This window comes from Mariprofundus erugo (assembly GCF_005818865.1).
GTDB lineage: Bacteria > Pseudomonadota > Zetaproteobacteria > Mariprofundales > Mariprofundaceae > Mariprofundus > Mariprofundus erugo.
The window spans coordinates 1-25,875 of sequence record NZ_VBRY01000014.1; the positions used below are offsets into that span (position 1 = coordinate 1).

The following is a 25,875-nucleotide window of genomic DNA, read 5'->3' on the forward strand; positions in this document are numbered from 1 at the left end:
GACTCAGCGGACTCAGCGGACTCAGCGGACTCAGCGGACTCAGCGGACTCAGCGGACTCAGCGGACTCAGCGGACTCAGCGGACTCAGCGGACTCAGCGGACTCAGCGGACTCAGCGGACTCAGCGGGCTCGGCGGGCTCGGCGGGCTCGGCGGGGGGGAGCTCTGCGGCAGCCGGCTGTGCCGGTATCTCCAGCTCGTGGTGACAGCGATAGCAGGTGAATGCAGCCGTTACACAGTCATCCGGAAAGGTGTAGTCAGCCTGACAATGGGGGCAAACAAGGCGCATGTCGCTATATTGAGCGCTCGGGCGTGAGTTGCAAGTCTGCCGGTTGTAACGCTTTGCTGTTCTGCCATCGAATTGCCCTGGGCGGCATTGCCGGCGGTACATGTACCTCCTCTCCCGGGGTGACATTGGCCGGTGTCATGGCTACCGTTGCCGTCATGTCACATGAACAGCCCCTGATCCAGATGCAACACCTGATGCTCCGCTATCCGACGGGTAAAATAGCGCTTTCCGGTATTACGCTCGAGATCCCGCAGGGGCAGTTTGTCTATATGATCGGTGAAAGTGGTGCCGGCAAATCATCGCTGATGCGCATGTTTTATGGGGGCATACGCCCGACCTCCGGCACGCTGATTGTGCAGGGGCTGGATATGCGTGATGCCAATGACGCAAAAGTGCGCGATATCCGGCGCCGCACGGGCATTATTTTTCAGGATCACCGGCTTCTCTTTTCACGTACAGTCTTTGAGAACGTGGCGCTGCCGTTGCGCGTACAGGGGTGGCAGACTGAGCGGCTGATTCCGCGTGTACGCAAAGTGCTCACCTATGTGGGGCTGGCAGATCGTTTATGGTCCTATCCTGAGGCGCTCTCCGGCGGTGAGCAGCAGCGTGTTGCCATTGCCCGTGCGATGACGGCCAATCCGCCCCTGATTCTGGCTGATGAGCCGACCGGTAACCTTGATGCCGATACAGCCAGGCGGGTTCTGGATTATCTGATGGATCTGAATCGCCATGGTGCTACGGTGATTATGGCTACACATGACCTGCATCTGCTGGAGTCCCATCCCGGGCGGGTGATACAACTGCACGGTGGCATGCTGGCGGGAGATAACTGGTGAGTATGGATCCGATGAACCGACAGGTGATTGATACCCATGGTGTGAGTGCGCAGCCGCATGTGCCTGATCAGGTGCACCCGCGTTTGCCGGGAGGCTTCAATCTGCCGCCATTTGGTATTCACCAGGTTCTGGCGGTGGTCATTGTCTGCATCGCCTTGTGGGCGGTCGGTGCAATATGGCTGGGATTACAGGCGGCCAATCAATGGGTGGGCAGCTGGCAACAGGATATCCATATTCATGTTTATCTGTCAGATGATCACGGCAGTGCTGCAGGTTCGGCCGACAAGTTGCAGGAAGCGTTACAGACGATTAGTCAGGTTGCATCGGTGCGCCGTATTTCAGCCGAGGAGGCGGCAGCCTGGATGCAGGGGTGGTTGCATGATGCCGATCTTGAAACAGGAGAGCTGGTGAAACGTCTGCCTCTGACCTTTGAGTTGTCCCTGACCGATGAAAATGCTCCCTTTTTATTCGATGATATACGGGATGCGGCCAGTCGTTTCGGGGCCCGGGTGAATGAGGACGAGGTGAATCTGGCGCGTGCCCACTACTGGTTGTCCAAGGCATCATGGCTGGTCTGGTTTGCCTCTCTGGTGCTGGCACTGGCGATGGCGCTGATTATCTCCAACACATTGCGGATGACGTTGCTGGCGCGGGCTGATGAGATTCATCTGATGCGACTGCTGGGGGCAAAGGAGTGGTTTGTCCGTATGCCGTTTATTCTTGAGGGTATGGTGCTTGGTGTAGCTGCCGGTGTGGCTGCATGGATCCTGCTGTGGCCGATTGATCTGTTCAGCCGAGAGTGGCTGCTGACCATGCAGGTGGAGCTGAGTCTGTGGCTGTTGCTGCCGGCGTTGTTGATCGGCGGCGGAGTGGTCGGCACGGTTGGTGCACTGATTGCCACCGCCCGGGTGGTTTCTGCCGAAACCGCAGCATAATCGTGCTTGCCGGAGGCAACATCCGCGCCTAATATGCCGCCCGCTCACAGCCTAGTCGGGGTGTGGCGCAGCCTGGTAGCGCGTACCGTTCGGGACGGTAAGGCCGGAGGTTCGAATCCTCTCACCCCGACCATTTTTTATCTCAAATGTAACTTCTGAACATCCTCAACATTTCACATTCAAATTGATTCGCTTTGCTATAGCGGCGTTGACTGCTCAGGCGCCGTTTGCCATGTCGCTCATGGACTGCAACCGAGGCACATCAGAGCACCCTTGAACATGATTGCCCCTGTGCGACCTGCGTCACAGATAACCATGGTATCACTGTCAGAGTTCTTCGCCTGAAGGGGAGCGGTGTTCGCACCGTTTCCGGGCGCCATCAAGATTGGCGCGATCCAGATCACACCGGGGAGGGAGAATGAGTGCAGTACGTAAACAGGAAAACAGTGATGAGGCATTGCGGGTTGTACCGATCAAAAAGCAGGCAGCCAAAGTGACAGCGGAGTCAGCAGCGACCAAAAAGCAATCGACCTCTGTCGCGGTTGTGGTCGACGAGGCGGTTGTACTGCCGCAACTGGCGGCATCGGCAGCGGCCAGTCGTGTCGAGGCACAGGTGATTGACCTGGATCGTATCATCGGCGAGGTGACGAATGTCATTGCCACCACGAAAGATCACTATAAATGCATTATGTTTACGGATCTCGAGAGTTCAACCGAATACAAGCGTTCGATGGGGCATACCAAGGGGTATATGCGCAACCGCCTGTTCTGCGATATCTGTGAAGATGCTGTGCGTCAGCAGAATGGCCAGGTGGTCAAGCGCCTGGGTGATGGTGTGATGGTGGTGTTCGAGCATGCGATTGATGCGGTCATGGCATCGCTGTTGATCAAGCGGGGGATTGCCAGTCACAGAAAAAAGCTGAAGAAAGTGGTGGGTTCGATGAATTACCGGATCGGTATCACCTGTGGCTATGTCAAGGAGATCCCGGGCAAGCCGAAGGATTATATCGGTCATGCGATGGATAAAGGGGCACGTATCCAGACCCATGCCCGTCGTAACCAGATTCTGATTGATGAGATTGTTTACGGCCTGATTCATACAAAAATTCGTGACTATTCCGATGACATTCTTATTGGCGCTCCGAAAAATGTCAGTCTGAAAGGGGTGGGGGTGAGTACGCTGTATGAGGTGTCGCCCAAGCAGCTGGGGCTTGAGTCAAGTTTGTCGGCGCGTATGCGCAATATGTTTCGCTCATAGAGTGAGGTGACTTTGGCCTTTCGCCAACAACAGGATGTTTCACACACGGTTGATGCATGCAGACCGGAAGGAGAGAGTATGATGAAGTGGCTTGTTTCGATGGGAGTGCTGGTGATGATGTCAGCATGTGTCAGTGATTATCAGCAGCGTACAACCGCACAGGGAGCCGTGGTGGGTGCTGCGGCAGGTGCTGCGGCAGGTGCTGCGGCAGGTGCTGCTGTCGGCGCTGCCAATCACAGGCCGGTGGAGGGGGCGCTGATTGGCGGTGCACTCGGTTCGCTGGCAGGGGCCATGATCGGAGCCGATCGTGCGCCACAGACGGCTCATGCTTCCGGTGATCAGTCCGGGCGCGGTTCTGATGAGGGGCATGCCGAAGAGTCCCGCTATCGCGAGGAGCAGCGCTCTTCCTATCGCTCAGAGCATGATCGTGGTCGCGATGGCGGCTATGACCACCACCGCGAGCGCGACTGACGATCTGCTTTATTCCGGCTGAATGAGTTCCATCAGTGCATCCGCAGTGGTGACCTTGAATTCGCCCGCTTGCAGCGCCGTTGCCAGCAGTGACAATTGACCTATGTGGCTGCGCTCAAGTGTGACCACATGATTGCCGGTGGCGGCGAACATCCGGCGAACCTGATGGTAGCGCCCCTCATGCAGGGTTAGTGATACCTCGGTTGCTGAATGAACGACCAGTTCTGCCGGCATGCAGGGGCGATCATCGTTGTCGAGCAGCAGGGTACCGGCGGCAAACAGCGCCACTTCACCGCCATTCAGTGGTTCGGCAAGAGTCACGGCATAGGTTTTGGATATGTGTTGTTTCGGGCTTGTCAGGCGGTGATTGAGCATGCCGTCATCGGTGACGATCAATAGTCCTGTGGTTTCCTTGTCGAGCCTGCCAACCGGGGATAACGGAGGCTTGCGGTCAATCCAGCGGGCGGGAAAATCTTCATAGATCAGGCGGCCATTTTCCTTGCGTGAGCAGACTGTTCCCAGCGGTTTATGATAGATGATGGTCAGTCCGTCCGGATGATCGAGCGGTTCATCCTCGAGGCGCACCTCGGATGCGTACACTTTTTGCGCCGGTGATGTGGCCGGCTCTCCGGCCACAGAAATCCAGCCGGCCTTGATCCAGTGGCGGACATCGTTGCGTGCACCATATCCGAGGTTGGACAGCAGCTTGTCAAGGCGTTCTTGTTTTTCCTGGCGGCTCATCTGTGATCTCCTGCCGCTAAAGTCGGCCCGGTAATTGCTAACGGCAGTGATCTTCGGCGTCCAGTGGGTGATGATCATCACGTGAGATTTTCACAGTCTCGAATGTGTCTGGCCGGATGCTGTACGGGTTAAAGGTTGGCGGCTGGAGATATCGGCAGTCATCTGATATTTTTTCCCGGGATGAGGCTTGCTGACGGACAGGAGTGGTGGATGCAGGATGCACAGGCGTTAAATGGTGATTGCCGAATCGCCGAAAATGAACATGCACTGATCGAGCTGTTCGGTATCGTATCCGGTCATCAGCCGCTTGAGCAGATGCTCGCAAGCTGTCTGGATCGTCTGTTGTCATTAAGCTGGTTGTCGCTGCTGCCGAAGGCGGGAATTTTCCTGACCGGGAAAGGCGTGAATGGCGCTTCTGTATTGCAGCTGGTGGCTGAGCGCAATCTGGGCGAAGAGGTCCGTCAGCGCTGCGGCACGGTTCGCTTCGGCGAGTGCCTGTGTGGTCGGGCGGCGCAGACAGGGGAGCCGATTCACGCGGCCTGTATCGATACCGCCCATGAGATTATTTACCCCGGCATGCAGCCCCATGGTCACTATAATATTCCGATTCTTGCCGAAGGGCAGGTGCTTGGTGTGCTGGTGTTTTATCTGCCGCATGGTACGGCGCGTGATGAGGCGCAGTTTGCGTTTCTTTGTCGTTGTGCCGGGGTGTTGTCGATGGCGATTGAACTGCGCTCGAAAGAGCAGCAGTTAAAGGCGATGAACAGGGAATTGATGTTTCAGAAGGAGACACTCGATCACCACGCCATTGTCAGTGTGGCCGATGTGAACGGGAATATCACCTATGCCAACCGCAAATTTTGCGATATCAGCGGTTATTCGCAGGCGGAGTTGCTGGGGCAGAATCACAGGATATTAAAATCTGACGAGCACGCGAATGCATTTTATGATGATATGTGGCAAACCATTACATCGGGTCAGGTATGGCATGGTGAAATCAAAAACAAAAAAAGAAATGGTGACCATTACTGGGTCAGTGCAACGATTGTTCCCTGCCTGAATGAGCAGGGGGAGCCATTCCAGTATATTGCGATTCGAACGGATATTACCGAGCGCAAGAGTATTGAAAGCGCGCTGCAGCAGGCCCAGAAGATTGCCGGTATCGGTAGCTGGAGTCTGGATTTATTGACGGACAAGCTGCTCTGGTCGGATGAGATTTATAATATTTTTGGTATGCCGGTCGATCAGTTCAGGGCCAGCTTTTCCGCCTTTCTCGATGCGGTGCATCCGGATGACCTGGAATATGTCAAAGAGCAGTACCAGGGATCGCTGGAGGGCCGTTTTCCGTACAATATCGAGCACAGGATTGTGCGCCGGGATACCGGCGAGGTTCGCTGGGTGCATGAAATGTGTGCGCATCAGTATAGTGCCGATGGCCAGGTGATTCGTTCCGATGGTACGGTGCAGGATATCACCGGGCGAAAAGAGGCCCAGGATGCGATACACCGCCTGGCCATGACCGACCAGCTGACCGGCCTTGCCAATCGTAACCAGTTTCACCAGCGTTTTGAGGAGGCGCTCAAGCTGGCAAAACGCGAGCATAAGGAGCTGGCACTGATACTGCTGGATCTCGATATGTTCAAGCCGGTGAATGATCTCTACGGCCATCAGGTCGGGGACAAGGTGTTAAAAGCCGTGGCCGGGCTGTTTACCCGTTACAGTCGCGAGACGGATGTGGTGGCCCGTTTCGGTGGAGATGAGTTTGCTGTATTGCTGGTGCATCCGGATAGTCGCAGCAGTGCGCAGCAGTATGCGCAGCGCATTATCGAAAAGATCATCGAGCCGATCATCATTGATGCACACGAGATCCGTATTGGTACCAGTATTGGTATTGCGACCTACCCGGCGGATGCTGCGGGTGCTGATGAGCTGATTCTTTATGCCGATAAGGCACTTTATGAAGCAAAACGGCAGGGGCGTAATACCTATTGTATGTTCAGGCCGTCGTTGCTCAATCCATAACGATTCACTCCGGCCGCGTTACGCTTGCCATCAGGCATGTTTGGACCCGCTCTTGCTTGTCATTGGCAGCGGGCTTGTTGTGCGAGGTGAAGCAATGCGGATGCTGTCTGATCGTGGTGGTGTAGAGGGGCCCTGCGGCCATGAGTACCGGGCCGTTAAGCAGCCAGCATTTCGCTGCGATGACAGCTGCCATGGCCGCTGATCGGGTGCGCTTGCTATATGCAGGATTGCCACTGGCCATTCTCAGCCATTTCCTGATTGCGGCTGCATTGATTCCCGTTCTGGCCGGTCACACGACCGATCATCGCGCCTGGTTGTGGGGTGGTTTGCTGATGGCTGCCCTATGCTATCGCGCACTGATTTCACTGCAGGAGAGGCGTACTCCGCTTGATGAGGCGAACAGCCACATCTGGCTATACCGGTTTCGCTTCGGTGCCATGGCCACAGGGTGTGTGTGGGGGCTGGCAAGTCTGCTGCTTTTTCCGGATGGTGATATTGAAAAGCAGCTGCTGCTTTGTTTCGCCCTGACAGGATTGATGGCCGGAGCCATGGCATCGCTATCGGTGGATGACCTGTCGCTCTACGGCTTTACCGTACCGATGCTGGTGCCGTTGTTTTATCAGTTGGGCACGGCCGATAATGGCGTGGCACTTTCGACGCTGGCGGCAGTGCTGGCATTTCTGGCTTTTATGGCAGTCAGTGCCCGGCGGTTTTCTGTGTCCGAACACAACAATATTCGTTTGCGTCATGAGATGCAGTGGCGGGAGAGCGAACTCCGGCGTTACGAGTTTATAGCCAACACCGTATCCGACCTGATGGGGGTGATCAGCCATGATCGTCGTTATGAGGCGGTGAATGACAGCTGGTGCCGGATGATGGGGAAGGCACGTGAATCGGTGGTCGGTGAGCGGGTGGAGTCGGTCTGGCAGGCTCCTCTGGAGGTGACTGAGGCGCTGACGCGCTGTTTTTCTGCCGGCACGCAGGAGTCATTGCAGACGACGATTGATTTTCCCTCTATCGGGGGGCGCGAATGTTTTATCGCCTGCTATCCATACCGCCAACAATCCGGTGAGGTGACCCATGTGGTGATTGTCACACGTGATATCACCGATCTTGCCCGCTCGCGCCGTGAACTCGAAGAGGCGCGCGATGTGGCGGAAAGAGCCAGTCGGGCCAAGAGCGAGTTTCTGGCCAGCATGAGCCATGAATTGCGCACGCCTTTGAATGCCATTCTCGGCTTTTCACAGCTGTTTGTGATGGATGAAACACTGTCCGAAGATACGCGTAACTGTGCCGGTGAAATCGAGCGGGCCGGCCATCACCTGCTTGCCCTGGTCAATGATCTGATCGACCTGGCTCGCATTGAGTCCGGTAACATGGATTTGACTCTGGAGCCGGTGGAGGTGAAGTCGGTCATTGATCATAGCCTTGCCCTGATTGCGCCGATTGCAAAAAAACAGCAGATCCGGCTCCTCAGTGCATTCGCGGGGGTGGAGGCTGTAAGGATTCATGTCGATGCAGTGCGCTTGAATCAGACACTGATCAATCTGCTCTCCAATGCGGTGAAATATAATATGCCATCGGGTACGGTGACCCTTGCCGCCCGGGTTGAGCATGGACGCATTCGAATCAGCGTCACCGATACGGGCAAAGGCATTGATGCTGCTGCTCAAAGCCGTATTTTTAACGCATTTGACCGTCTGGGGGCCGAGCGAGGGACGGTGGAGGGAACCGGCATCGGTCTTGTGATTACCCGCCGCATCGTTGAGGCGATGGGAGGCAGTATCGGTTTCTCCAGTACGGTTGGCAGAGGCAGTACCTTCTGGGTCGAGTTTCCTGTCTGTGCCGATCGTGATGTCGCTATGATCGATGCGTTGGCTACGACGGAGCTGCCGGCAACTGAGGCAACACTGCTGTATATTGAGGATAATGAGGTGAACCGTTGGGTGATGCGACGCCTGGTGGCCAGTCGTACCTCGCTTCATCTGCTTGAGGCCGCCAGTGCGGAAGAGGGTATTGCTCTGGCCCGCAATGCATTGCCGGATCTGATTCTGATGGATATTAATCTGCCGGGGATGGATGGTTACCAGGCCCTGTCGGTATTGAAAAATATGCCTGAAACCCGTGATATTCCGGTGGTTGCGGCCTCGGCCAATGCGATGAAGGGTGATGGCGATAAAGGGCTTGCCGCCGGTTTCGATGCCTATATCACCAAGCCAGTCGATGCCCGTAAATTGCTGGCTGTCGTCGCTCAGACCATTTGCCGGTAGCTTTCAGTGCATCTGTAATCCCGTGATGGAATGTGCACTGCCCGGATGGCGCGTTTGTCGCGGGTCATCTCTTTGCAGGCAGGTTCAGGAGGCGCATGGTGAAAAAAGTCTATATCTGTTTTGCCGCTGGTTGTCTGGGGGCGCTGGCCAACAGTCTTGTGATCTGGAGTGCCGGTGACTTTGGCCTGACCCACAGGCTCGGGGTGTCGATTGCCCCGGCACTGACTCCGGCCTGGCTCTATCCGCGTCTGGTATGGGGCGGTTTGTGGGGGCTGTTGTTTATGTTGCCGTTTATGGATACAAGAACCCTGCTTAAGGGCAGCCTGCTGAGTTTGCTGCCAACGGCAGCCCAGCTGTTTTATTTTTTTCCGGTCAAATTGCACAAGGGTATGGGCGGGATCGATCTGGGCTTGCTGACGCCTGCGGTGGTGCTGTTTGCCAACTGGATATGGGGTGTGGTGACCGCTTATGCCATCCGCTATGCACGCTAATGTATAGAAGTCATCGACTGTGTCAGATGGTTTTTTGTAAGGAGTGGTAATGAGTGAGTCTGTTATCCGTGTCGAGGGGGCACGGGTCCATAATCTGAAAAATATTTCGCTGCAGATTCCGCGCAACAGCCTGGTGGTGATCACAGGTGTATCCGGTTCGGGTAAATCGAGTCTGGCTTTTGATACCCTGTATGCTGAAGGGCAGCGCCGGTATGTGGAGTCGCTCTCTGCCTATGCGCGCCAGTTCCTTGGTATGATGGAGCGCCCGGATGTGGATGCTATCGAGGGGTTGTCGCCTGCGATTTCGATTGAGCAGAAAACGACCAGCCGAAATCCCCGTTCAACAGTCGGAACGATTACCGAGGTGTATGATTATCTCAGGCTGCTGTTTGCCCGTGTCGGCCAGCCGTTCTGCTATGGCTGTGGCAAGCCGATTGCGGCCCAGTCAGCCAGTATCATTATCGATCAGCTTGAGGCTTTGCCTGAGGGCACAAAGTTGCAGCTGCTGGCGCCGATTGCGCGTGCCCGTAAGGGTGAGTTTCGCAAGGAGCTGGAGAAGGCGGGCAAGGATGGCTTTGTGCGGGTGCGTATCGATGGCGAGGTGATGGCTGTTGAGGATGTGCCGCCACTGGCGAAAAATATCAAACATAACATTGAGCTGGTTGTCGATCGTCTGGTGGTCAGGGAGGGGATACGTACCCGCCTTGCCGATTCGGTTGAAACAGCGCTGCGTTATGGCGAAGGCATGATGCTGGCGCTGATCGATGCGGATGAGCTGGTCTTCTCCGAGCGGTTTGCCTGCGCTGATTGCGGTATTTCATACCCGGAAATTGAACCGCGCCTGTTTTCGTTCAACTCACCTGTCGGTGCCTGCCCCTCCTGTGACGGATTGGGCAGCAGTACGGTATTTGACCCCGAGCTGGTGGTACCTGATGGCCGCCTGACCCTGGCCGAGGGGGCAATTGAACCATGGGGCGGGCGTGAAACAATCATGTATCGTCAAACCCTTGAGGCGGTTGCTGAATCTGTGGGCGTGGATATGGATACGCCTTTCTCTGCACTGCCGGAGGCCGCGCGAAAGGTTTTTCTCTATGGTACGGGTAAAAAGAGTATCCGTTTTGTCTATCAGACGCCGGGACAGGATCGTGTGGTGGAGCGTCCGTTCGAGGGGGTGATTCCGAATCTTGAACGCCGCTACCGGGAAACGACCTCGGATGATGTGCGCGAAGCCCTGGAAAAATACATCAATGCGATCGATTGCCCGGTGTGTGCCGGTTCACGGCTGGGGCGGGCTGCCCGCCATGTGCGGGTGGGTGAGCTGACGTTGCCTGAGGTGGTAGCCATGCCGCTGCGCGAGCTGCATGGCTGGATTGGCTCCCTGCAGCTCTCCGAGCAGCAGCGCGCGATTGCCGACAAGGTGCTGGAGGAGATTGGATCACGCATCGGGTTTATGATTGAGGTCGGGCTCGATTACCTGAGTCTTGCCCGCACCTCCGGTACCCTCTCCGGTGGGGAGGCCCAGCGTATCCGGCTGGCCACCCAGATCGGCTCGGCGCTGGTCGGTGTTCTTTATATCCTTGATGAGCCTTCCATCGGCCTGCATCAGCGCGACAATGATCGTCTGCTGGCCACACTGAAACGCCTGCGTGATCTGGGTAATTCGGTGGTGGTGGTTGAACATGATGAGGATGCGATCCGTCATGCCGACTGGATTATCGATATGGGGCCCGCTGCCGGCAGTCACGGTGGTCATGTGGTGGCGGCAGGGCGGCTGCAAGATATTCTGAAAGCGGAAACCCTGACAGCCGACTATCTGACCGGCCGTCGCCGGATTGGTGTGGCAACGAGGCGGGATGTGCCGAAAAATCATCCGATAATCGGTGTGGACGGGGCTTGCGAACACAACCTGAAAGGAGTGAGGGCGGAGTTTCCGCTGGCAAGACTCTCCTGTGTCACCGGTGTATCCGGCTCGGGCAAATCGACGCTGACCAATGATACGCTGTTTCGGGCCTTCGCCCGTGCACGCGGTCTGAAAACCGAACGGGTCGGAGCCCATGCCGGTTTGATCGGTACCTCCCACATCGACAAGGTGATTGATATTGATCAGAGCCCGATCGGTCGTACCCCCCGTTCCAATCCTGCTACCTATACCGGTATTTTTACCACCATTCGCGAGCTGTTTGCCCAGGTGCCGGAGGCGAGGGCCCGTGGCTACAAGGCCGGCCGTTTTTCGTTTAATGTCAAGGGCGGTCGCTGTGAGGCCTGCCAGGGCGACGGCATTATCAGGGTGGAGATGCACTTTTTGCCTGATGTCTATGTCCATTGCGAGGCCTGTCAGGGGCGGCGCTATAATCGTGAGACGCTGGATATTCGTTATAAGGGTAAAACCATCGATGATGTATTGCAGATGACCGTGGATGATGCGCTGGATTTCTTTGCGGCTATTTCACCGTTGAAGCATAGGCTGGCGACGTTGCAGCAGGTGGGGTTGGGCTATATTCAGCTTGGCCAGTCGGCGACAACCCTTTCCGGTGGTGAGGCGCAGCGCATCAAGCTGTCTCGGGAGCTGGCACGTCGATCCACCGGCGATACCCTTTATATCCTGGATGAGCCGACAACTGGACTGCATTTTCATGATGTGGCCAAGTTGCTGGATGTATTACATGCGCTGGTCGATCGGGGTAACACGATGATTATCATTGAGCATAACCTTGATGTGATTAAAACCGCTGACTGGATTGTCGATATGGGCCCCGAGGGCGGGGACCGGGGCGGCGAAATCGTGGTGGCCGGTACACCGGCCGAGGTGGCAGCCTGCCAGGCGTCGTTCACCGGGCGATATCTTGGACGGATGCTGGAGGCATAAGGAAGCGCTGATTCATTCGGCGCTTCCTTAGCGAGCCATGGACGGGCGCCACAATCCGGCAGGATAGCCGGATTGGACGGCTTTGCCGCCGCCAGGTAAGCTGCAGGATGCAGCGAGTCAAATCAGACGCGTAAGTGCCTGATTTGTAAGCAAAGACAAAATGACTCGGGCATCATGCCCTCGCCCTGCGGGCGGCCCTTGGCCGTCCAAGCGGCTTCCTGCCTCTTTGTCACGCTTTTGTCTTTGCGAACTGGTTTTTGCCAGGATGGCAATAAATCAGCATCTCCATAAGGAATCTCTGTACTCATGCCGCACTTCCGGGCGGAGCTGGAGAGCCGGCCGGATTGTGGTCCGGATGATGTTGCCGTGGTCAGGTGAACGGACTGATGTTTTTAATTGCTTCGATGAAAAAGATTTAACTGCTGCTTCATTCGTTCATCAGGGGGGAATGGCTATCGTTCGTCCTGTCTGACGCCGTTCCTCCCTCCCCTCCCTGGTATTTCGTCAGACATCAGGCCCCGGCATTCGCCGGGGCCTTTTTTATTGCCCGTCGAACTGTCTTCGTTCTGCTGCTACACTCCGGCGGTGATGTTGTGGCGTGTGCATTTTCGATGGTGGTTGGCCCTGCTCCTGGTGGCTGGCCTTGCTCTTTTGCCACGTCCTGTACAGGCAGCAGGGGCAGACAGCATGGAAGTGCATGTCGATCCTCAGGTGATTCACTGTACCGCCCGCATTCAGGTTGAGCGCCAGGCGATCACCATGGCGCTCAAGGATGGGATAGTAGCAACGACAATATGGCATTTTCAGGTGGCGATGCTGCGCGAGTACTGGCCGAACAAGGGGATTGCCGATATCACTGTCAGCCGCCGGGTGGAGCCTGATCTGCTGTCGCGCAGCTGGCTGTTGTTCGATGATGCCAGTGGTATTTCACGTCGTGTCTATATGCTTGATGAGGCCATCTCTTTTCTCACTGATATTGAACAGTTCCCCGTCCTCGACAGCTCACTTCTGGCTGCCGGTGTTCCCTATCGCATGACGATCCGGGTTGAAGTGTATCATGGTGAAATCAAGGAAGCCTGGTGGTCGGGGATATGGCACCCGGCCCAGGCAGTGTTGCAGCAGGATTTTAAGCTGCAGTGAGGCGTTTTGAGGTGATGCGGTTGATGCCACTGATCATGGCCTCGGTACTTATATCTGTCACCGTTCTGGTCTGGCCAACTGCCGGCGATGATGTGGGACTTCTGGGCTGGATTAACGTATCCGTCATGCTGGTGCTGACGCTGCTGTTGCTGCGTTATGGTATTCGCCTGCTTCGCCAGCGGAGTGAGCCTCGCCCCGGCTCACGCTTGCGGGCGAAACTGGTTGTGGGGCTGGTGGGCATGCTGCTGGTACCTGCCATGGTGATTCAGCTGGCAGCCAGTCAGATGGTAGAGCGGGGAATGGATGTCTGGTTTGATGTCCGTGTTGATACCTTGCTGGACCGGGCCCTGAATCTGGCTCAGGGTTTTTATGAGCGCCTGGAAAAGGATATGAAGCGCAGCCTGGTCGGTTATGTCAGCGATGGTGTGCTGGTGGCTGCAGCCAGTGGTAATATGGAGTATCTGGCAACCAGTGCATATCTGGCCGAAGTGCGTGAGAAAGAGGGTTGGCGCAAGGCCGAGCTGTTTGATATCAATGAGCGGCAGATCAGTGGTGTGCAGGTGGGAGAGCTCAGCTCACTGGAGCCCGAGCCTTTGAGTGATGCCGCCCGCCTCTCCATGCGTCTTGGACGGGTGGCGACAGAGATGAAAACCGGAGAGGATGGTGAAGTGGTGGTGGGCTATGCCCCGTTGCTTGCGGCCTCTACCGTGGTTGGTTTATTGCGGGTGGAGATGAAGATGCCTTCGGGCGTGATTCAGGATGCCCGCTCGGTTGAGGCCGATTATCGAAATTATCGCCAGCTGGAGCACAACAGACAGGCGATTGCCCAGACATTTACCCATGCGATGCTGTTTGTGACACTGATTGTGCTGGTGCTGGCCGGCCTTGTCGGGCTGATGTTTGCCCGCCGTCTGACCGCGCCGATTGGTGATCTGGCCCATGCCCTTCGCCGGGTGACCGAAGGCGATCTGGATGTGGCGATTATCGAAGCGCCGCAGGATGAGCTGGGTTCGCTGGTGCGCTCCTTTAACAAAATGACCACGCGTCTGAAGCGTCATGCCGATGAGATTGATCAGGCTCAGCATGAACTGACCAAGGCGCTTGATACGACCCGTCAGCGTCAGTATGTGCTGGAGGCTCTGCTGGCCAACCTGCATACCGGAGTGCTGCTGGTGGACAGTGAAGGGCGGGTGCGTCTGTTGAATCAGGCGGTGCGCGATATTCTTCATCTGCCCGCAAGCTGGACACCCGGTGTCGATCTGTTGCAGGCCAGCCATGGAAATCTGCAGGATATTGGTGATTTTTATGATGAACTCAGGCACCAGCATGAAGAGCATCTACAGCGTGAGTTTGATATCAGTCTGCCCGATAACCGGGAGGTCCATGTGCTGGCACGCGGAGCTCGTCTCAATGCCAGTGGCTCGGGATTTACCGGCTTTCTGCTGGTGATTGACGATATTTCCGAACTTGCCGAGGCGCAGCGCAATCGCGCCTGGGCGGAAGTTGCCCGCCGTCTGGCCCATGAGATCAAGAACCCGTTGACGCCGATCAAGTTGTCGGCGGAGCGATTGCAGCGGCGTTTTCGTGTGCAGGTGGATAATGAGCAGGTGTTTGATGCCTGTACGCAATCCATTATCGGACAGGTGGAGCGCTTGCAGCGGCTGATCGCCGACTTTTCGACGCTGGCGCGGATGCCGCAGCCGAAGTTGCGCATGGTATCGGTGAATCTGCTGTTGAGGGAAATGAATGACCTCTTTCACGGTTATCACCGGGTTTCAGTCCGATTATGTGATGAGCAGTGGCAGAGCATGTGCGACCCGGATCAGGTGCGACAGGTGCTGATCAATCTGATGGATAATGCCGTTTCAGCGACAGAAGAGGGACAGATGATCTGTTTGTATGCCGGGTTGACGGACGAATGGGTGGAGTGGCATGTGACGGATGACGGGGCCGGCATTGATGAGCAGGCCGCAGCTCGTTTGTTTGAAGCTTACTATTCTACCAAGAGTAACGGTTCCGGATTGGGACTGGCGATAGCCAAGCGTATTGCTGAAGACCATAATGGCGATCTGTTACTTGTTTCACTAGCGAAACCGACACATTTCTGTTTGCGATTGCCGAGAGTAGCGGCCGGGGAGGGGGCATGACATCACGGATTATGATTGTTGATGACGAACAACCGATACGTGAGTCATTGCAGGGGTTATTTGAAGACGAAGAGTATCTGGTCGTCTGTGCAGCTTCCGGAGAGGAGGCGATTGCCCGTTTGCGCAAGCAGCCGGTTGATTGTGTGCTGCTGGATATCTGGATGCCGGGCATTGACGGGCTGGAGACACTCAGCCGTATCCGTCAGGTGGATGAAGGCTTGCCGGTGATTATGATGAGCGGCCATGCCACGATCGATACCGCGGTGCGGGCAACGCGCCAGGGTGCATTTGATTTTGTCGAAAAGCCGCTCTCCTTTGATCGACTCTCCATTCTTGTGCGCAATGCCGTGCAGAAGCGAAGGCTTGAGCAGGAGAACAGCGACCTGAAACGGCAGGAGCACCTGCATCAGAGCCGACAGGAGCTGATTGGTAGCAGCAAGGCCATTGCCGAGGTGAAGTCACTGATCGGGCGTGTGGCCCAGAGTGAGTCGCCGGTATTGATTCTAGGTGAGCATGGTACAGGCAAGGCGGTGGCTGCGCGCCTTCTGCATGCCGCATCCAGGCGCAAGGATAAACCGTTTGTCGAGGTCAATACGGCGAGTGTACCCGCCAATCGCATGGACTCCGAGCTTTTCGGACATGAAAAGGGCGCCTTTACCGGTGCATTGCACAGTCAGCGTGGCCGTTTTGAGGCGGCGCATACCGGTACGCTTTTTTTTGATGAGGTGACGGAGCTGAGTTTGAGCGCGCAGGCAAAAGTGCTGCGGGTGATGCAGGAGCGTTCCGTTCAGCGACTTGGTAACCCTGCCCAGCTACCGTGTAATGTACGCCTGATTGCGGCCAGTGCCAGTGATCTGGAGCGGGTTTTGCGTGACGGGCAGTTGCGTGAAGATTTCTATTATCGCCTGAATGTGGTCTCCATTCATATGCCCGCTCTGCGCGAAAGAAAAGAGGATATTCCTTTGCTGGTGGAAACTCTGGCCAGAGAGCAGGCAAGAGAGCTGGGGGGCGAGCCGGTTCGCTTTACACCGGCAGTGCTGGCTGAGCTGGCCGGATATCGCTGGCCGGGTAACGTCAGGGAGTTGCGCAATTATATTGAGCGTTGCCACATCCTGATGCCGGGAGAAGAGATGAATACAGCCAATATGTTGCCGCCTGATCAGGCCGTGACGCAGCCCAGGGGGCATGTGGCTGCAGTGGCCGGAAGTTCGATTGACGCGGAGACCTTTCATGAGGCCCGTGAGGCATTTGAACGTAGTTTTTTGCTGCAAAAGCTTGAGCAGCATGAGTGGAATATCAGTCGTACTGCAGCGGATATCGGCATGGAACGCAGCCAGTTGCATCGCAAGATCAAATCGTTTGCCCTGATGCCGGTACAGAAGGATATGTTATGAATGTGGTAATTCTGGGCGCAGGTGAGGTGGGCTACCACATTGCCAGCCGTCTGGCGACCGAGGGAAACAATGTTTCGGTGGTGGATCAGGATGAAGCACGCCTGCAGGTGATTGCCGAGTCGATGGATGTGCGTACGGTATGCGGCAAGGCTTCCTACCCGGCTGTACTCGAGCAGGCAGGGGCGGCCCATGCCGATCTGTTGATCGCGGTCACGACGAACGATGAGGTCAATATGCTGGCCTGTCAGGTGGCGCACTCCCTGTTCAAGGTGCCGACCAAGCTTGCCCGTGTTCGTGAGCAGGATTACGTCAAACACCCTGAACTGTTCGGACGCGATGATCTGCCGATCGACAAGATGATCTCCCCGGAAGGTGAAGCGGCCAAGGTGGTGATGGGGCGCCTGAATGTGTCGAGTGCACTCGATGCGCGTGAGTTTTTTGATGGTGCCATTGAGCTGGTCGAGTTCACCGTGCGTCCGAAAGGCAAGCTGGCGGGGCTGGCACTGAATGAGTTGCCCGAGGTGATGGGCGATCTTCGTATCTATGTGGTGGCCCATGAGCATAACGGGCGCTGGCGTGTGCCGAAAGGCGATACCGTATTGCTTGCCGGTGACAGTATCTATGTGGCAGTGGCGAAAAAGCATCTGGATATATTGATGCATACCATCGACCTCTCTTACCAGACGCCACAGGGTCGTAACGTGATGATTATCGGCGGCGGGCGCATCGGCTATCTGGTTGCCCGTGAGCTTGAGCTGGCTGGCGCCAAGGTTAAAATCATTGAATACAATGAGGCGAGGGCCGAGTGGCTGTCGGAGCATCTGAATAATGTCGTTGTGATTCATGGTGATGCACTGGATCGTAAACTTCTCGAAGAAGAAAATGTCGACCGCATGGACGACTTCCTCGCGCTGACCAATGATGATGAAAACAACATTCTGGGCAGTCTGATCGCCAAACGTTACGGTGTTGGCCATGTGGTGACACTGGTGAATCGGGCTATTTATACCCAGCTGGTGCGTCAGATCGGTCTTGATGTCACCGTTTCTCCGCGTCTTTCAACGGTGGCGACGATTCTCAGCCACATTCGTAAAGGGCGTATTCATGGTATGGCCTCACTGGCGGACGGGCAGCTTGAGGTGCTTGAAGCCGAGGCTCTTGAAACCAGCAGCATTCTTGATACGCCGTTGCGATCGCTGAAATTGCCTGCCGATACCGTGATCGGTGCGATACTGCGCGGGGGCGAGATTATTATTCCCGATGGTTCGGTATCGGTGCGCGCGCGTGATCATGTCCTGATCGTGACCACGAGTGAGTCTGTGCCGCAGGTGGAAAAGCTGTTCGAAGTACATCTCGAGTTTTTCTGATCAGGGTGATCTGATCTGTATGTTCAATGGCTGGTTAATATACTGATGTGGTTGCAGGCGGGTGCAATGAGGTCAAATCGATGCCGTCGAAATATTTGTGAACAGGCCATAGGATAAGCCGCAGTTTTCAACATGGATAAGGAAGTGCTGACGGGTTCGGCACTCTCTTGCCCGGTTTGGCGGGCCATCCATGGTCCGCACGGAGGCACTGCATGAATCAGTGCTTTCTCAGATGTCAGGCGAGGTTATAAGTTATGCACCCCAAAGGGGTAATCTGGACGGTAGGAATTCTGGTCGTGCTCTACGGATGCAGCATGATGCTGCCCGCGATGGTGGCGCTGTACTATAATGCCGGCCATATTTTTCAGTTTCTTGAGGCCGGATCGATTGTGGTCGTCATCGGCCTTGTCATGATGCGCTATGGCGGGGCTGCGCCGACACAGTTGAGTCATCGCGATGGCTTTTTGATCGTGGCGCTGGCGTGGCTGATGTTATCATTGATCGGGGCTGTTCCTTTCTGGACAACCGGGACATTACCCTCGGTGATCGATGCGATGTTTGAATCCGCCTCCGGCTTGACCACCACCGGAGCAACGGTGCTGACAGGGCTGGATAATCTTCCGCATTCGATACTGTTCTGGCGCTCGATGCAGGAGTGGCTGGGGGGCATGGGGATCATCGTTCTGGCCGTTGCGGTGATGCCGCTGCTGGGTGTGGGGGGCATGCAGCTGTTCAAGGCCGAGACGCCGGGGCCGGTGAAGGACAAACTGACTGCCCGTGTCACCGAAACAGCCAAGCTGTTATGGTATCTCTACCTGAGCATGACGGCGGTATGTGCGCTCGCCTACTGGCTCGGTGGTATGTCTCCGTTTGATGCGGTGAATCATGCCATGTGTACCGTTGCTATCGGCGGATTTTCCACCCACGACGCCAGCTTCGGCTATTTTGACAGCAACTACCTGCGTTTGATGGCTGTTTTTTTCATGCTGTTGGCCGGTATTAACTTTACCCTTCACTTTGCTGCCGCATTGCGCGGATTTTCGGTGCGCACCTATGTCCAGGATGAGGAGTTCAGAGCCTATATTCTGTGGGTGACGCTGCTGGTGCTTGCCGTGTTTATGCTGTTGTCGGTTGATCAGGGGCTGGGCGGCGAAAACGGCTTTGTCGATATTCTCTTTAATGTCGTGTCGGTCGCGACGACAACAGGGTTTGCTGTCAGTGATTACGGGCAATGGCCGCCCGGTGCCACCATGCTGCTGCTGATGACCATGTTTATTGGTGCCTGTGCCGGTTCAACGGGCGGAGGGATGAAGGTGATGCGCATTCTGCTGCTTTTCCGGCAGGGTATGCGTGAAATCCGGCGCCTTGTGCATCCGCATGGCATTATTCATATCAAGGTTGGACGCCATCGTGTTTCATCGGATGTCACGGAAGCCCTTTGGGGTTTTGCGGTTCTCTTTCTCGTTTGCTATATCATCATCGCCATGATGCTGGCCTTTACCGGCGTGGATATGGTGACCGCATTTTCGGCGGCCGCCGCCTGTATCACCAACACAGGCCCCGGTTTCGGTGCGGTGGGGCCGGCTGGTAACTATGCGGCGATGCCTGATATGTCCAAAGGCGTACTGATTTTCGGTATGCTGTTGGGGCGTCTGGAAATATATACATTTTTCGTTATGCTCGTCCCCGAATTCTGGCGCGATTGAAGGCAGGCTGCCGGGCTCAGGTTCGACTGCCGATTGTCTCTTCTGTTGTTCCTTTCATACGAGGTTTCCGATGATCGATATCCATGTAAAAGCCGGGCAGGCCCACAAACAGCGTGACGATGCCGTGGTGCTGCCGTTGCTGGATGGCCGCCGTTTGAGTGAGTCAGGCCGCCTTTTACAGCAGGAGAGCGGTCGGGAGCTGGCCTCTTTTCTGCGTAAATTTGATCTCAGTGGCAAATTCGGCGAATCGCAGGTGCTCTATGATGTGGAGGGTACGCTTTCCGCGCGCATCGTGCTGCTTGGTGTCGGTGATGAAAAACAGCTGACACTGCAAAAATTACGACTGCTCGCTGCCGGTATTGCCAAAAAGATGGATGGCGGCGGTGCCCGTGATATATCGCTTTATCTGTCCGAGCTTGCTGTGCGCGGTGCCACCATTGAGGAGAAGGTACAGGCTGTTGCCGAGGGCGTATGGCTTGGGCTCTATCGTTTTGACAAGTATCAGAGCAAAAAGGAAAACAACAAACGACAGCTGCGCAGCGTGACGATCATGATTGGCTCGCGTAAGGATCTGGCCGGAGCTGAAGCTGCTGTTGTACGGGCCCGTGCTGCTGCTGCCGGTACCATTTTTGCCCGTGACCTCGGCAATGAGCCGGGCAATGTATGTACGCCGCAATTTCTCGGTGAGCAGGCAGCTGCCCTGCAGCATGACAGGCTGAATGTCACCGTCATGGACAAGCAGGCGATTGAGCAGGCCGGATTTAGCGGGCTGTTGGCGGTGAATCAGGGGTCGGCCAAAGAGCCCCGCTTTATTGTGCTGGAGTATCGTGGCGGTCGTGAAGATGAGGCACCGGTGGCTCTGGTTGGCAAGGGATTGACGTTTGACGCCGGTGGCATCTCGATCAAACCGGCTGCCCAGATGGATGAAATGAAGTTTGATATGTGCGGTGCAGCAGCGGTGCTGGGTATTTTCAGGTCGGTAACCGCGCTCGATCTGCCGGTGAATCTGCTGGGGGTGATTCCGGCGACGGAAAACCTGCTTGGCGCTGCCGCCTATAAACCGGGCGATATTATTACCAGCTATAAAGGTATCACCATCGAAGTGCTCAATACCGATGCCGAAGGTCGCATTATTCTTGCCGATGCACTGGCATATGCAGCAGAGCGCAAGCCTGCGCAGATTATCGATTTTGCCACCCTGACCGGTGCCTGTGTGATTGCGCTGGGGGCGCATACAACCGGCTTGATGGGAACCGACAAGGGTATGAAGAGTGCGCTGAGTGCTTCCGGCGAACATACGGCTGACAGGGTCTGGGAGCTGCCACTGTATGAGGAGTATCAGGAGCAGATCAAGTCTGACATCGCCGATATTAAAAACACCGGTGGCCGTGAGGGCGGGGCGATTACCGCTGCCTGCTTCCTCTCCCGTTTTGTCGATGAGTTGCCGTGGGTGCATCTGGATATTGCCGGCACAGCATGGAATATGAAGGGCAGTGACCTGTGTGCGCGTGGTGCAACCGGTGCCGGTGTGCGGCTGGTGCTTGATTACTTGCTCAAACGCAGCTGCGAATGATTGGCATTCAACTTGCGTATATGTTGTCACGGCCATGATCATGATTGGCTGATGCCGGGGAGAACGGATCGGATGGGGGCGTCATGATGACGACAACGTGTAGCGCAACAGGCAGGCAGGGCATATACAGCCTGTTTCGCCTGTTTGATGAAAGATAAAATGGGGCGATACCGCCAGGCTGGATTTCTGGTCACCCTGCTGACGGTTTTTTGTCTTCTGCCGTTGACGGCAGCGGCACTGGGATTCGGTGCTATTTCGCTTAAAAGTCATCTCAATGAGCCCCTTGAGGCCGAGCTTTCGCTGATGCTCGGCAGTGCAGAGGCGATCGATCAGGTTCGCGTGGAGCTGGCGAACGAGATGGAGTATCGTCAGATGGGGTTGTACCGTAACCCGGAACTGGCAAAGGTGCAGGTGGCTCGCCTTGAGCACAGCAGTCACGGCGCTGTGGTACGTCTGTTTACAACCGCACCGGTGCACTCCCCGATTCTTTCGATTGTGCTGAAGGTCAGCAAGGCCGGACGTGGCACCTATTTCCGTCACTACCGTCTGCTTTTTGATGCGGTAGAAACACCGGTGGCGAGATCTCCCCTGGTCGTGCCATTGCAGGACTCCGCTGCGTCGGTTGCAGCAGTCGATCGTAATGAGGGGGATGAATGGGCCAGAGTAAGCCGTTATGGTCCGGTTCAACCCGGTGAAAGTCTTGGTCGTATCGCAACCCGCCTGCGCAAGGATGATCGATTCAATAACAGGCAGGTGATGCTGGCTCTGTATGATAAAAATCTGCAGGAATTTGTCAGCGGCGATATTAATAATCTCAAGCAGGGCAGTTGGCTGAATGTGCCGGATGGTGAAGTGGTGCGCAGCTATGGCGATGAGGCTTCGATGCTGCGCCTGTCATTACTGCTGCAGCATACAACGATTGCAGCAGACAAGCCGGCTGAGGCAGCCGCACAGCCATCGACTGAGTCTGTACCGGAGGATCAGGCACCATTGCACTATAGCGGCCGGATTGCACTCAACGGTGAGCAGCCGGGTGCGAAGCGTGAGGTGGTGGTGGATCAAGCGCTCTCTGCTATTCATGATGAGTTGATGGCCGGTAAACTTCAGATGACGGATCTTGGAAAATCGGTCGCTGTTCTGAACGCTTCGGTGGCAGAGATTCAGGGGGATATCAGGTCTCTCAAGCATGATGTGGCTGCCATCCATGCCCGCCCGCAGGTTGTTGTGAATCAAACGGAGATGAGTTGGCAGGTTGCATTTTATCTGCTGCTGGCCGCGATAGCGGGTGGATTGCTGGGATTTTTAGTGCGGCGGCACACTCACTCCGGGCAGGCGGAAACGGTAGCAGTGACCAGCCCGAAGAACATGGCGGCAGCTGAGCCGGTGAAGAAAACGGCGCCGGTCATGCCGGTGGTACATCATCCTGTGACTGACAAGCCTGCCGATGCAGTGATTCAGCTGATGAACAAGGTTGAGGAGCGGCTGGGTCGTTGTGACTATGAAGAGGCCAGTCGTTTGCTGGATGAGGTGGATGCAAGAGCGACAGGCTCGCTCAAGGCCGCTGCCCTGCGTGCACAGATCTATCATGAAACCGGTCGCAGTGAAGCGTGTCTGGCACTGATCAATCACATCAGCGAGTCATCCGACAAGGATAGCTGGCAGCGTTTTTGCCAGTTATTGCCGGCCCATGTCTGGAGCGCCTGTTTCGGTGAAGAGGATAGCGGAGACACTGAAAAGGCGGATGATGAGGGCAGGCTGAGCTTATGAGTATCAGGGGCGCTGTTCAATGAATAGTTCGCGCTTTCAGAACGTAACGATGAACCTGATGAGTGGCGAAATGCTGGTGGGACAGCTGCTGGGATTCTCGCCGATTATGACCAAGCTCCATTTCATGACGGCCGCCGGTGATGCCCGTAAAATCGACATGCATGATATCGTTTATATCGGCATACATGGTACAGCGGCAACGCATCCATCCCGTATGTCCGATCTGGATGATCTGAAAATCATTACGGTCAACCTTGATACCTTTGATATTTATGCGGCACCGGCCATGTCGAATGCGCCGGGCTTTTATGCATATCTCAAGGATCAGTCATTGCCGTTTGAGCGGATTTTTTTCTATCAGCATGGTATTCGTTATCAGGAAAAGCCGGAGCGCCTGGGTGATTTGCTGATCGATCAGGAAATACTCGGTTATGACGATCTGCAGCGGGCGCTCGATATCCAGATTAAATCCATGCCGCACCTTGGTGATGTGCTCAAGGGGCAGGGGAAGGTTAGCGATGAGGATCTGGATGAGGCGCTGAAAACCCAGCAGTTGCAGCGAATGCGACTGGGCGATTTACTGGTCCATCATGAGCTGGTGACAGAGGATGATGTGCATGAGGCGCTGCAGGAGCAGCGTGCCTCAGTCGATATACCTCTCGGTCAGATTCTGGTCGATAAGGGGAAGGTTGAGCACGGACATATCGACAATGCGCTGAAGATGCAGAGTCGTCGCAAGATGCGCCTTGGTGAGATTCTGCTTGAGGCGAAGCTGATTAACCCGCATGACCTGCAGGTGGCACTCGATGAACAGAAGGCGCATGGTCATCGTCTGGGCGAAATCCTGCTCAGTACCGATGTGATTACCGAGGATCAGTTGCTCGAGGTGCTGGCCAAGAAATTTCGATTGCCGACCGTCGATCTCGACAGTTATCCGGTCAACCCGGAAGCAGCTACGATGATTGATCGGCCTATTATTGAAAAGTACGGCATTCTGCCTATCGATGTGGATAAACACTCGCTGACGATTGCGCTGTCGGATCCGATGGGCCTTGAAGCTTACGATACTATCAGCTTTAAAACCGGCAAGAAGGTGCATGAGGTGATGGTCAAGGCATCACAACTGCAGGAGAAGCTGGCCCGGTTTCTGAAAGAGGATTTTGCTGATGATCAGCTCTCCTGTGAGTTTCTTCACCAGGATGATGATGAGGATGATGAGCCGCTCAATGAGTTGCAGATTACGCAGTCGGCCGAGGATGCGCCGATTGTTCGCCTGGTCAATCGCATTATTCGTGGCGGTTTGCGCAAGCATGCATCGGATATTCATATTCTGCCGCAGGCGAAAAAGCTGGTGCTGGCCTATCGCCTGAACGGACAGCTGCTCAGTGAAAGCTCACTGGAAAAGAATCTCAGTAAACAGATTTCCGCCCGCATCAAAATTTTGTGCGGGATGGATATTGCCGAGCAGCGGCTGCCTCAGGACGGGCGCCTGATTCTTCGGGATGGCAAAAAGAAGCACGAGTTCCGCGTCTCCTGTATTCCTAATACCTTCGGTGAGTCGCTGGTGCTGCGTGTGTTGAACAAGGATGCGGCAGTCGATCTCAAACAACTGGGGTTGCGGGAGTCGGATCTCGGGCAGCTCTCCACGATTGTGCGCAAGCCCTATGGTCTGTTGCTGGTCACCGGCCCGACCGGTTCAGGAAAATCCACCACGCTCTTTTCCCTGCTCAAGTCGATTGCTGATCTGCCAGCCCATATTCTGACGATTGAGGATCCGGTTGAATCCGAGATTGCCGGTGCCAACCAGATTCAGGTGAATCAGAAGATCGGTATGACCTTTGCCCGTATTCTGCGCAATGTGCTTCGTCATGATCCGGATGTGATTATGATCGGTGAAATCCGTGACGGAGAGACGGCTGAAATCGCTATTGAAGCGGCACTGACCGGTCATCTGATGTTTTCTACCCTGCATACCAACTCGGCCGTCGATACCATTATCCGGCTGAATGATCTCGATATCCCCAATTATCTGCTGGCGCCATCCCTGCTGGGGGTGGTGAGTCAGAATTTGCTCAAACAGCTGTGTCCTGACTGTCGTCAGCCGGTTGCTGAGGATGATGAGGTGTTTAGCATCATCCGCGATGCCGGTTATCAGAGGCCGGAAACGCTGTATGCCGCCTGTGGTTGTGAACACTGTAATCGCACCGGCTATATCGGGCGGGTGATGCTTTACGAATTTCTGGCGGTTAATGATGAGGTGCGTCAGGCCATTCATGATGGCAAAACAGGGCATGAGCTGCAGCGGATTGCCATACAGAACGGTATGGTGCCAAAGGCGGAGTATGCCCTGAAAATGGCGGCGGATGGTATCATTGACCATAAGGAATTTATCTACGCATTGATGTAGAAAACAGTGATCGGGCATGGGTGGCCGGAATAACGCCCGCTGTCATGACCAGGTTTGTGTGAAAAGGAAAAAAAGTCGCGCTCATGTTGGGCGGACTGATTGATGGGCGGCTCGCCAAATCAGGCATGACTCTGTTTGGTTGGCGAGCAAACAAAGCGTTTTCTCTGTTGTTGCCTTCCGCTTTTATCCCGTTCTTG

19 protein-coding genes and 1 tRNA gene are annotated in these 25,875 nt (G+C 55.6%); 18 read left to right on the forward strand and 2 right to left on the reverse strand.

The window, feature by feature from the left end; all coding sequences use genetic code 11:
• From FEF65_RS13685 to FEF65_RS12420, 6 genes are all read left to right on the forward strand, one after another.
• Positions 1-314, forward strand: a 314-nt coding sequence (locus tag FEF65_RS13685) for a hypothetical protein (RefSeq protein ID WP_238701393.1), incomplete at its 5' end; no start/stop codon positions are given.
• Positions 311-1,123 carry a cell division ATP-binding protein FtsE gene (locus tag FEF65_RS12400; RefSeq protein WP_238701394.1) on the forward strand — a complete coding sequence of 271 codons (813 nt, stop codon included), beginning with the start codon at positions 311-313 and terminating at the stop codon, positions 1,121-1,123. The genes FEF65_RS13685 and FEF65_RS12400, both read left to right, overlap by 4 nt.
• A 2-nt stretch (positions 1,124-1,125) precedes the next feature.
• Positions 1,126-2,058: a cell division protein FtsX gene (locus tag FEF65_RS12405; protein WP_138240168.1), complete on the forward strand. Its 933-nt coding sequence runs from the start codon at positions 1,126-1,128 to the stop codon at positions 2,056-2,058.
• 56 nt (positions 2,059-2,114) lie between these two features.
• Positions 2,115-2,191 (forward strand) — tRNA-Pro (locus FEF65_RS12410).
• A gap of 285 nt (positions 2,192-2,476) precedes the next feature.
• Positions 2,477-3,316: an adenylate/guanylate cyclase domain-containing protein gene (locus FEF65_RS12415; protein ID WP_138240139.1), complete on the forward strand. Its 840-nt coding sequence runs from the start codon at positions 2,477-2,479 to the stop codon at positions 3,314-3,316.
• Positions 3,317-3,394: 78 nt separating this feature from the next.
• Positions 3,395-3,787, forward strand: a complete 393-nt coding sequence (locus tag FEF65_RS12420; protein WP_138240140.1) for a glycine zipper domain-containing protein — start codon at positions 3,395-3,397, stop codon at positions 3,785-3,787.
• A gap of 9 nt (positions 3,788-3,796) precedes the next feature.
• Here the strand turns inward: FEF65_RS12420 and FEF65_RS12425 are convergent, their stop codons facing one another.
• Positions 3,797-4,528 (reverse strand): pseudouridine synthase, encoded by a 732-nt coding sequence (locus FEF65_RS12425; protein ID WP_138240141.1) that lies wholly within the window; start codon positions 4,526-4,528, stop codon positions 3,797-3,799.
• Between the two features lie 180 nt (positions 4,529-4,708).
• On the opposite strand from FEF65_RS12425, the gene FEF65_RS12430 reads away from it, so the two are divergent.
• The 4 genes from FEF65_RS12430 (at position 4,709) to uvrA (ending at position 12,177) form a co-directional block, all read left to right on the forward strand.
• A complete protein-coding gene (locus FEF65_RS12430; protein ID WP_138240142.1) occupies positions 4,709-6,550 on the forward strand; it encodes a diguanylate cyclase domain-containing protein in 1,842 nt (613 codons plus the stop codon).
• Positions 6,551-6,690: 140 nt separating this feature from the next.
• Entirely contained in the window at positions 6,691-8,820 is a 2,130-nt protein-coding gene (locus FEF65_RS12435) for a hybrid sensor histidine kinase/response regulator (RefSeq protein WP_138240143.1), read from the forward strand.
• A gap of 98 nt (positions 8,821-8,918) precedes the next feature.
• Positions 8,919-9,311: a hypothetical protein gene (locus FEF65_RS12440; RefSeq protein ID WP_138240144.1), complete on the forward strand. Its 393-nt coding sequence runs from the start codon at positions 8,919-8,921 to the stop codon at positions 9,309-9,311.
• Positions 9,312-9,360: 49 nt separating this feature from the next.
• The gene (gene uvrA / locus FEF65_RS12445; protein WP_138240145.1) at positions 9,361-12,177 is read left to right on the forward strand and encodes an excinuclease ABC subunit UvrA; all 2,817 of its coding nucleotides are present in this window, start codon (positions 9,361-9,363) and stop codon (positions 12,175-12,177) included.
• Positions 12,178-12,299: 122 nt separating this feature from the next.
• Here uvrA and FEF65_RS12450 read toward each other — a convergent pair whose 3' ends face one another.
• Positions 12,300-12,485 carry a hypothetical protein gene (locus tag FEF65_RS12450; protein WP_138240146.1) on the reverse strand — a complete coding sequence of 62 codons (186 nt, stop codon included), beginning with the start codon at positions 12,483-12,485 and terminating at the stop codon, positions 12,300-12,302.
• A 280-nt stretch (positions 12,486-12,765) separates the two neighbouring features.
• On the opposite strand from FEF65_RS12450, the gene FEF65_RS12455 reads away from it, so the two are divergent.
• From FEF65_RS12455 to FEF65_RS12490, 8 genes are all read left to right on the forward strand, one after another.
• On the forward strand, positions 12,766-13,317 hold the full coding sequence (locus tag FEF65_RS12455; protein WP_238701398.1) for a DUF4390 domain-containing protein: 552 nt from the start codon (positions 12,766-12,768) through the stop codon (positions 13,315-13,317).
• A gap of 23 nt (positions 13,318-13,340) precedes the next feature.
• Positions 13,341-15,464, forward strand: coding sequence for a sensor histidine kinase (locus FEF65_RS12460; RefSeq protein WP_238701396.1), 2,124 nt, complete (start codon positions 13,341-13,343; stop codon positions 15,462-15,464).
• Positions 15,461-16,858, forward strand: a complete 1,398-nt coding sequence (locus FEF65_RS12465) for a sigma-54-dependent transcriptional regulator (RefSeq protein ID WP_138240147.1) — start codon at positions 15,461-15,463, stop codon at positions 16,856-16,858. Before FEF65_RS12460 ends, FEF65_RS12465 begins: the two co-directional genes overlap by 4 nt.
• The gene (gene trkA, locus FEF65_RS12470) at positions 16,855-18,225 is read left to right on the forward strand and encodes a Trk system potassium transporter TrkA (RefSeq protein ID WP_138240148.1); all 1,371 of its coding nucleotides are present in this window, start codon (positions 16,855-16,857) and stop codon (positions 18,223-18,225) included. Before FEF65_RS12465 ends, trkA begins: the two co-directional genes overlap by 4 nt.
• A gap of 254 nt (positions 18,226-18,479) precedes the next feature.
• Positions 18,480-19,931, forward strand: coding sequence for a TrkH family potassium uptake protein (locus tag FEF65_RS12475; RefSeq protein WP_170304453.1), 1,452 nt, complete (start codon positions 18,480-18,482; stop codon positions 19,929-19,931).
• A gap of 70 nt (positions 19,932-20,001) precedes the next feature.
• Complete coding sequence (locus FEF65_RS12480; RefSeq protein ID WP_138240150.1) at positions 20,002-21,504, forward strand: leucyl aminopeptidase; 1,503 nt, start codon at positions 20,002-20,004, stop codon at positions 21,502-21,504.
• 147 nt (positions 21,505-21,651) lie between these two features.
• Positions 21,652-23,271: a type IV pilus assembly protein FimV gene (locus tag FEF65_RS12485; protein WP_138240151.1), complete on the forward strand. Its 1,620-nt coding sequence runs from the start codon at positions 21,652-21,654 to the stop codon at positions 23,269-23,271.
• 19 nt (positions 23,272-23,290) lie between these two features.
• Positions 23,291-25,678: a type II/IV secretion system protein gene (locus FEF65_RS12490; protein WP_138240152.1), complete on the forward strand. Its 2,388-nt coding sequence runs from the start codon at positions 23,291-23,293 to the stop codon at positions 25,676-25,678.
• The last annotated feature ends 197 nt before the right edge of the window (positions 25,679-25,875 follow it).

Bases quoted from the DNA above. Each gene is read 5' to 3' on its own strand.
- FEF65_RS12405 (WP_138240168.1), top strand. From the start codon at position 1,126: ATGGATCCGATGAACCGACAGGTGATTGATACCCATGGTGTGAGTGCG.
- FEF65_RS12415 (WP_138240139.1), top strand. From the start codon at position 2,477: ATGAGTGCAGTACGTAAACAGGAAAACAGTGATGAGGCATTGCGGGTT.
- FEF65_RS12420 (WP_138240140.1), top strand. From the start codon at position 3,395: ATGATGAAGTGGCTTGTTTCGATGGGAGTGCTGGTGATGATGTCAGCA.
- FEF65_RS12425 (WP_138240141.1), bottom strand. From the start codon at position 4,528: ATGAGCCGCCAGGAAAAACAAGAACGCCTTGACAAGCTGCTGTCCAAC.
- FEF65_RS12430 (WP_138240142.1), top strand. From the start codon at position 4,709: ATGAGGCTTGCTGACGGACAGGAGTGGTGGATGCAGGATGCACAGGCG.
- FEF65_RS12435 (WP_138240143.1), top strand. From the start codon at position 6,691: ATGAGTACCGGGCCGTTAAGCAGCCAGCATTTCGCTGCGATGACAGCT.
- uvrA (WP_138240145.1), top strand. From the start codon at position 9,361: ATGAGTGAGTCTGTTATCCGTGTCGAGGGGGCACGGGTCCATAATCTG.
- FEF65_RS12450 (WP_138240146.1), bottom strand. From the start codon at position 12,485: ATGAGTACAGAGATTCCTTATGGAGATGCTGATTTATTGCCATCCTGG.
- FEF65_RS12455 (WP_238701398.1), top strand. From the start codon at position 12,766: ATGTTGTGGCGTGTGCATTTTCGATGGTGGTTGGCCCTGCTCCTGGTG.
- FEF65_RS12460 (WP_238701396.1), top strand. From the start codon at position 13,341: ATGCCACTGATCATGGCCTCGGTACTTATATCTGTCACCGTTCTGGTC.
- FEF65_RS12465 (WP_138240147.1), top strand. From the start codon at position 15,461: ATGACATCACGGATTATGATTGTTGATGACGAACAACCGATACGTGAG.
- trkA (WP_138240148.1), top strand. From the start codon at position 16,855: ATGAATGTGGTAATTCTGGGCGCAGGTGAGGTGGGCTACCACATTGCC.
- FEF65_RS12475 (WP_170304453.1), top strand. From the start codon at position 18,480: ATGCACCCCAAAGGGGTAATCTGGACGGTAGGAATTCTGGTCGTGCTC.
- FEF65_RS12480 (WP_138240150.1), top strand. From the start codon at position 20,002: ATGATCGATATCCATGTAAAAGCCGGGCAGGCCCACAAACAGCGTGAC.
- FEF65_RS12485 (WP_138240151.1), top strand. From the start codon at position 21,652: ATGAAAGATAAAATGGGGCGATACCGCCAGGCTGGATTTCTGGTCACC.
- FEF65_RS12490 (WP_138240152.1), top strand. From the start codon at position 23,291: ATGAATAGTTCGCGCTTTCAGAACGTAACGATGAACCTGATGAGTGGC.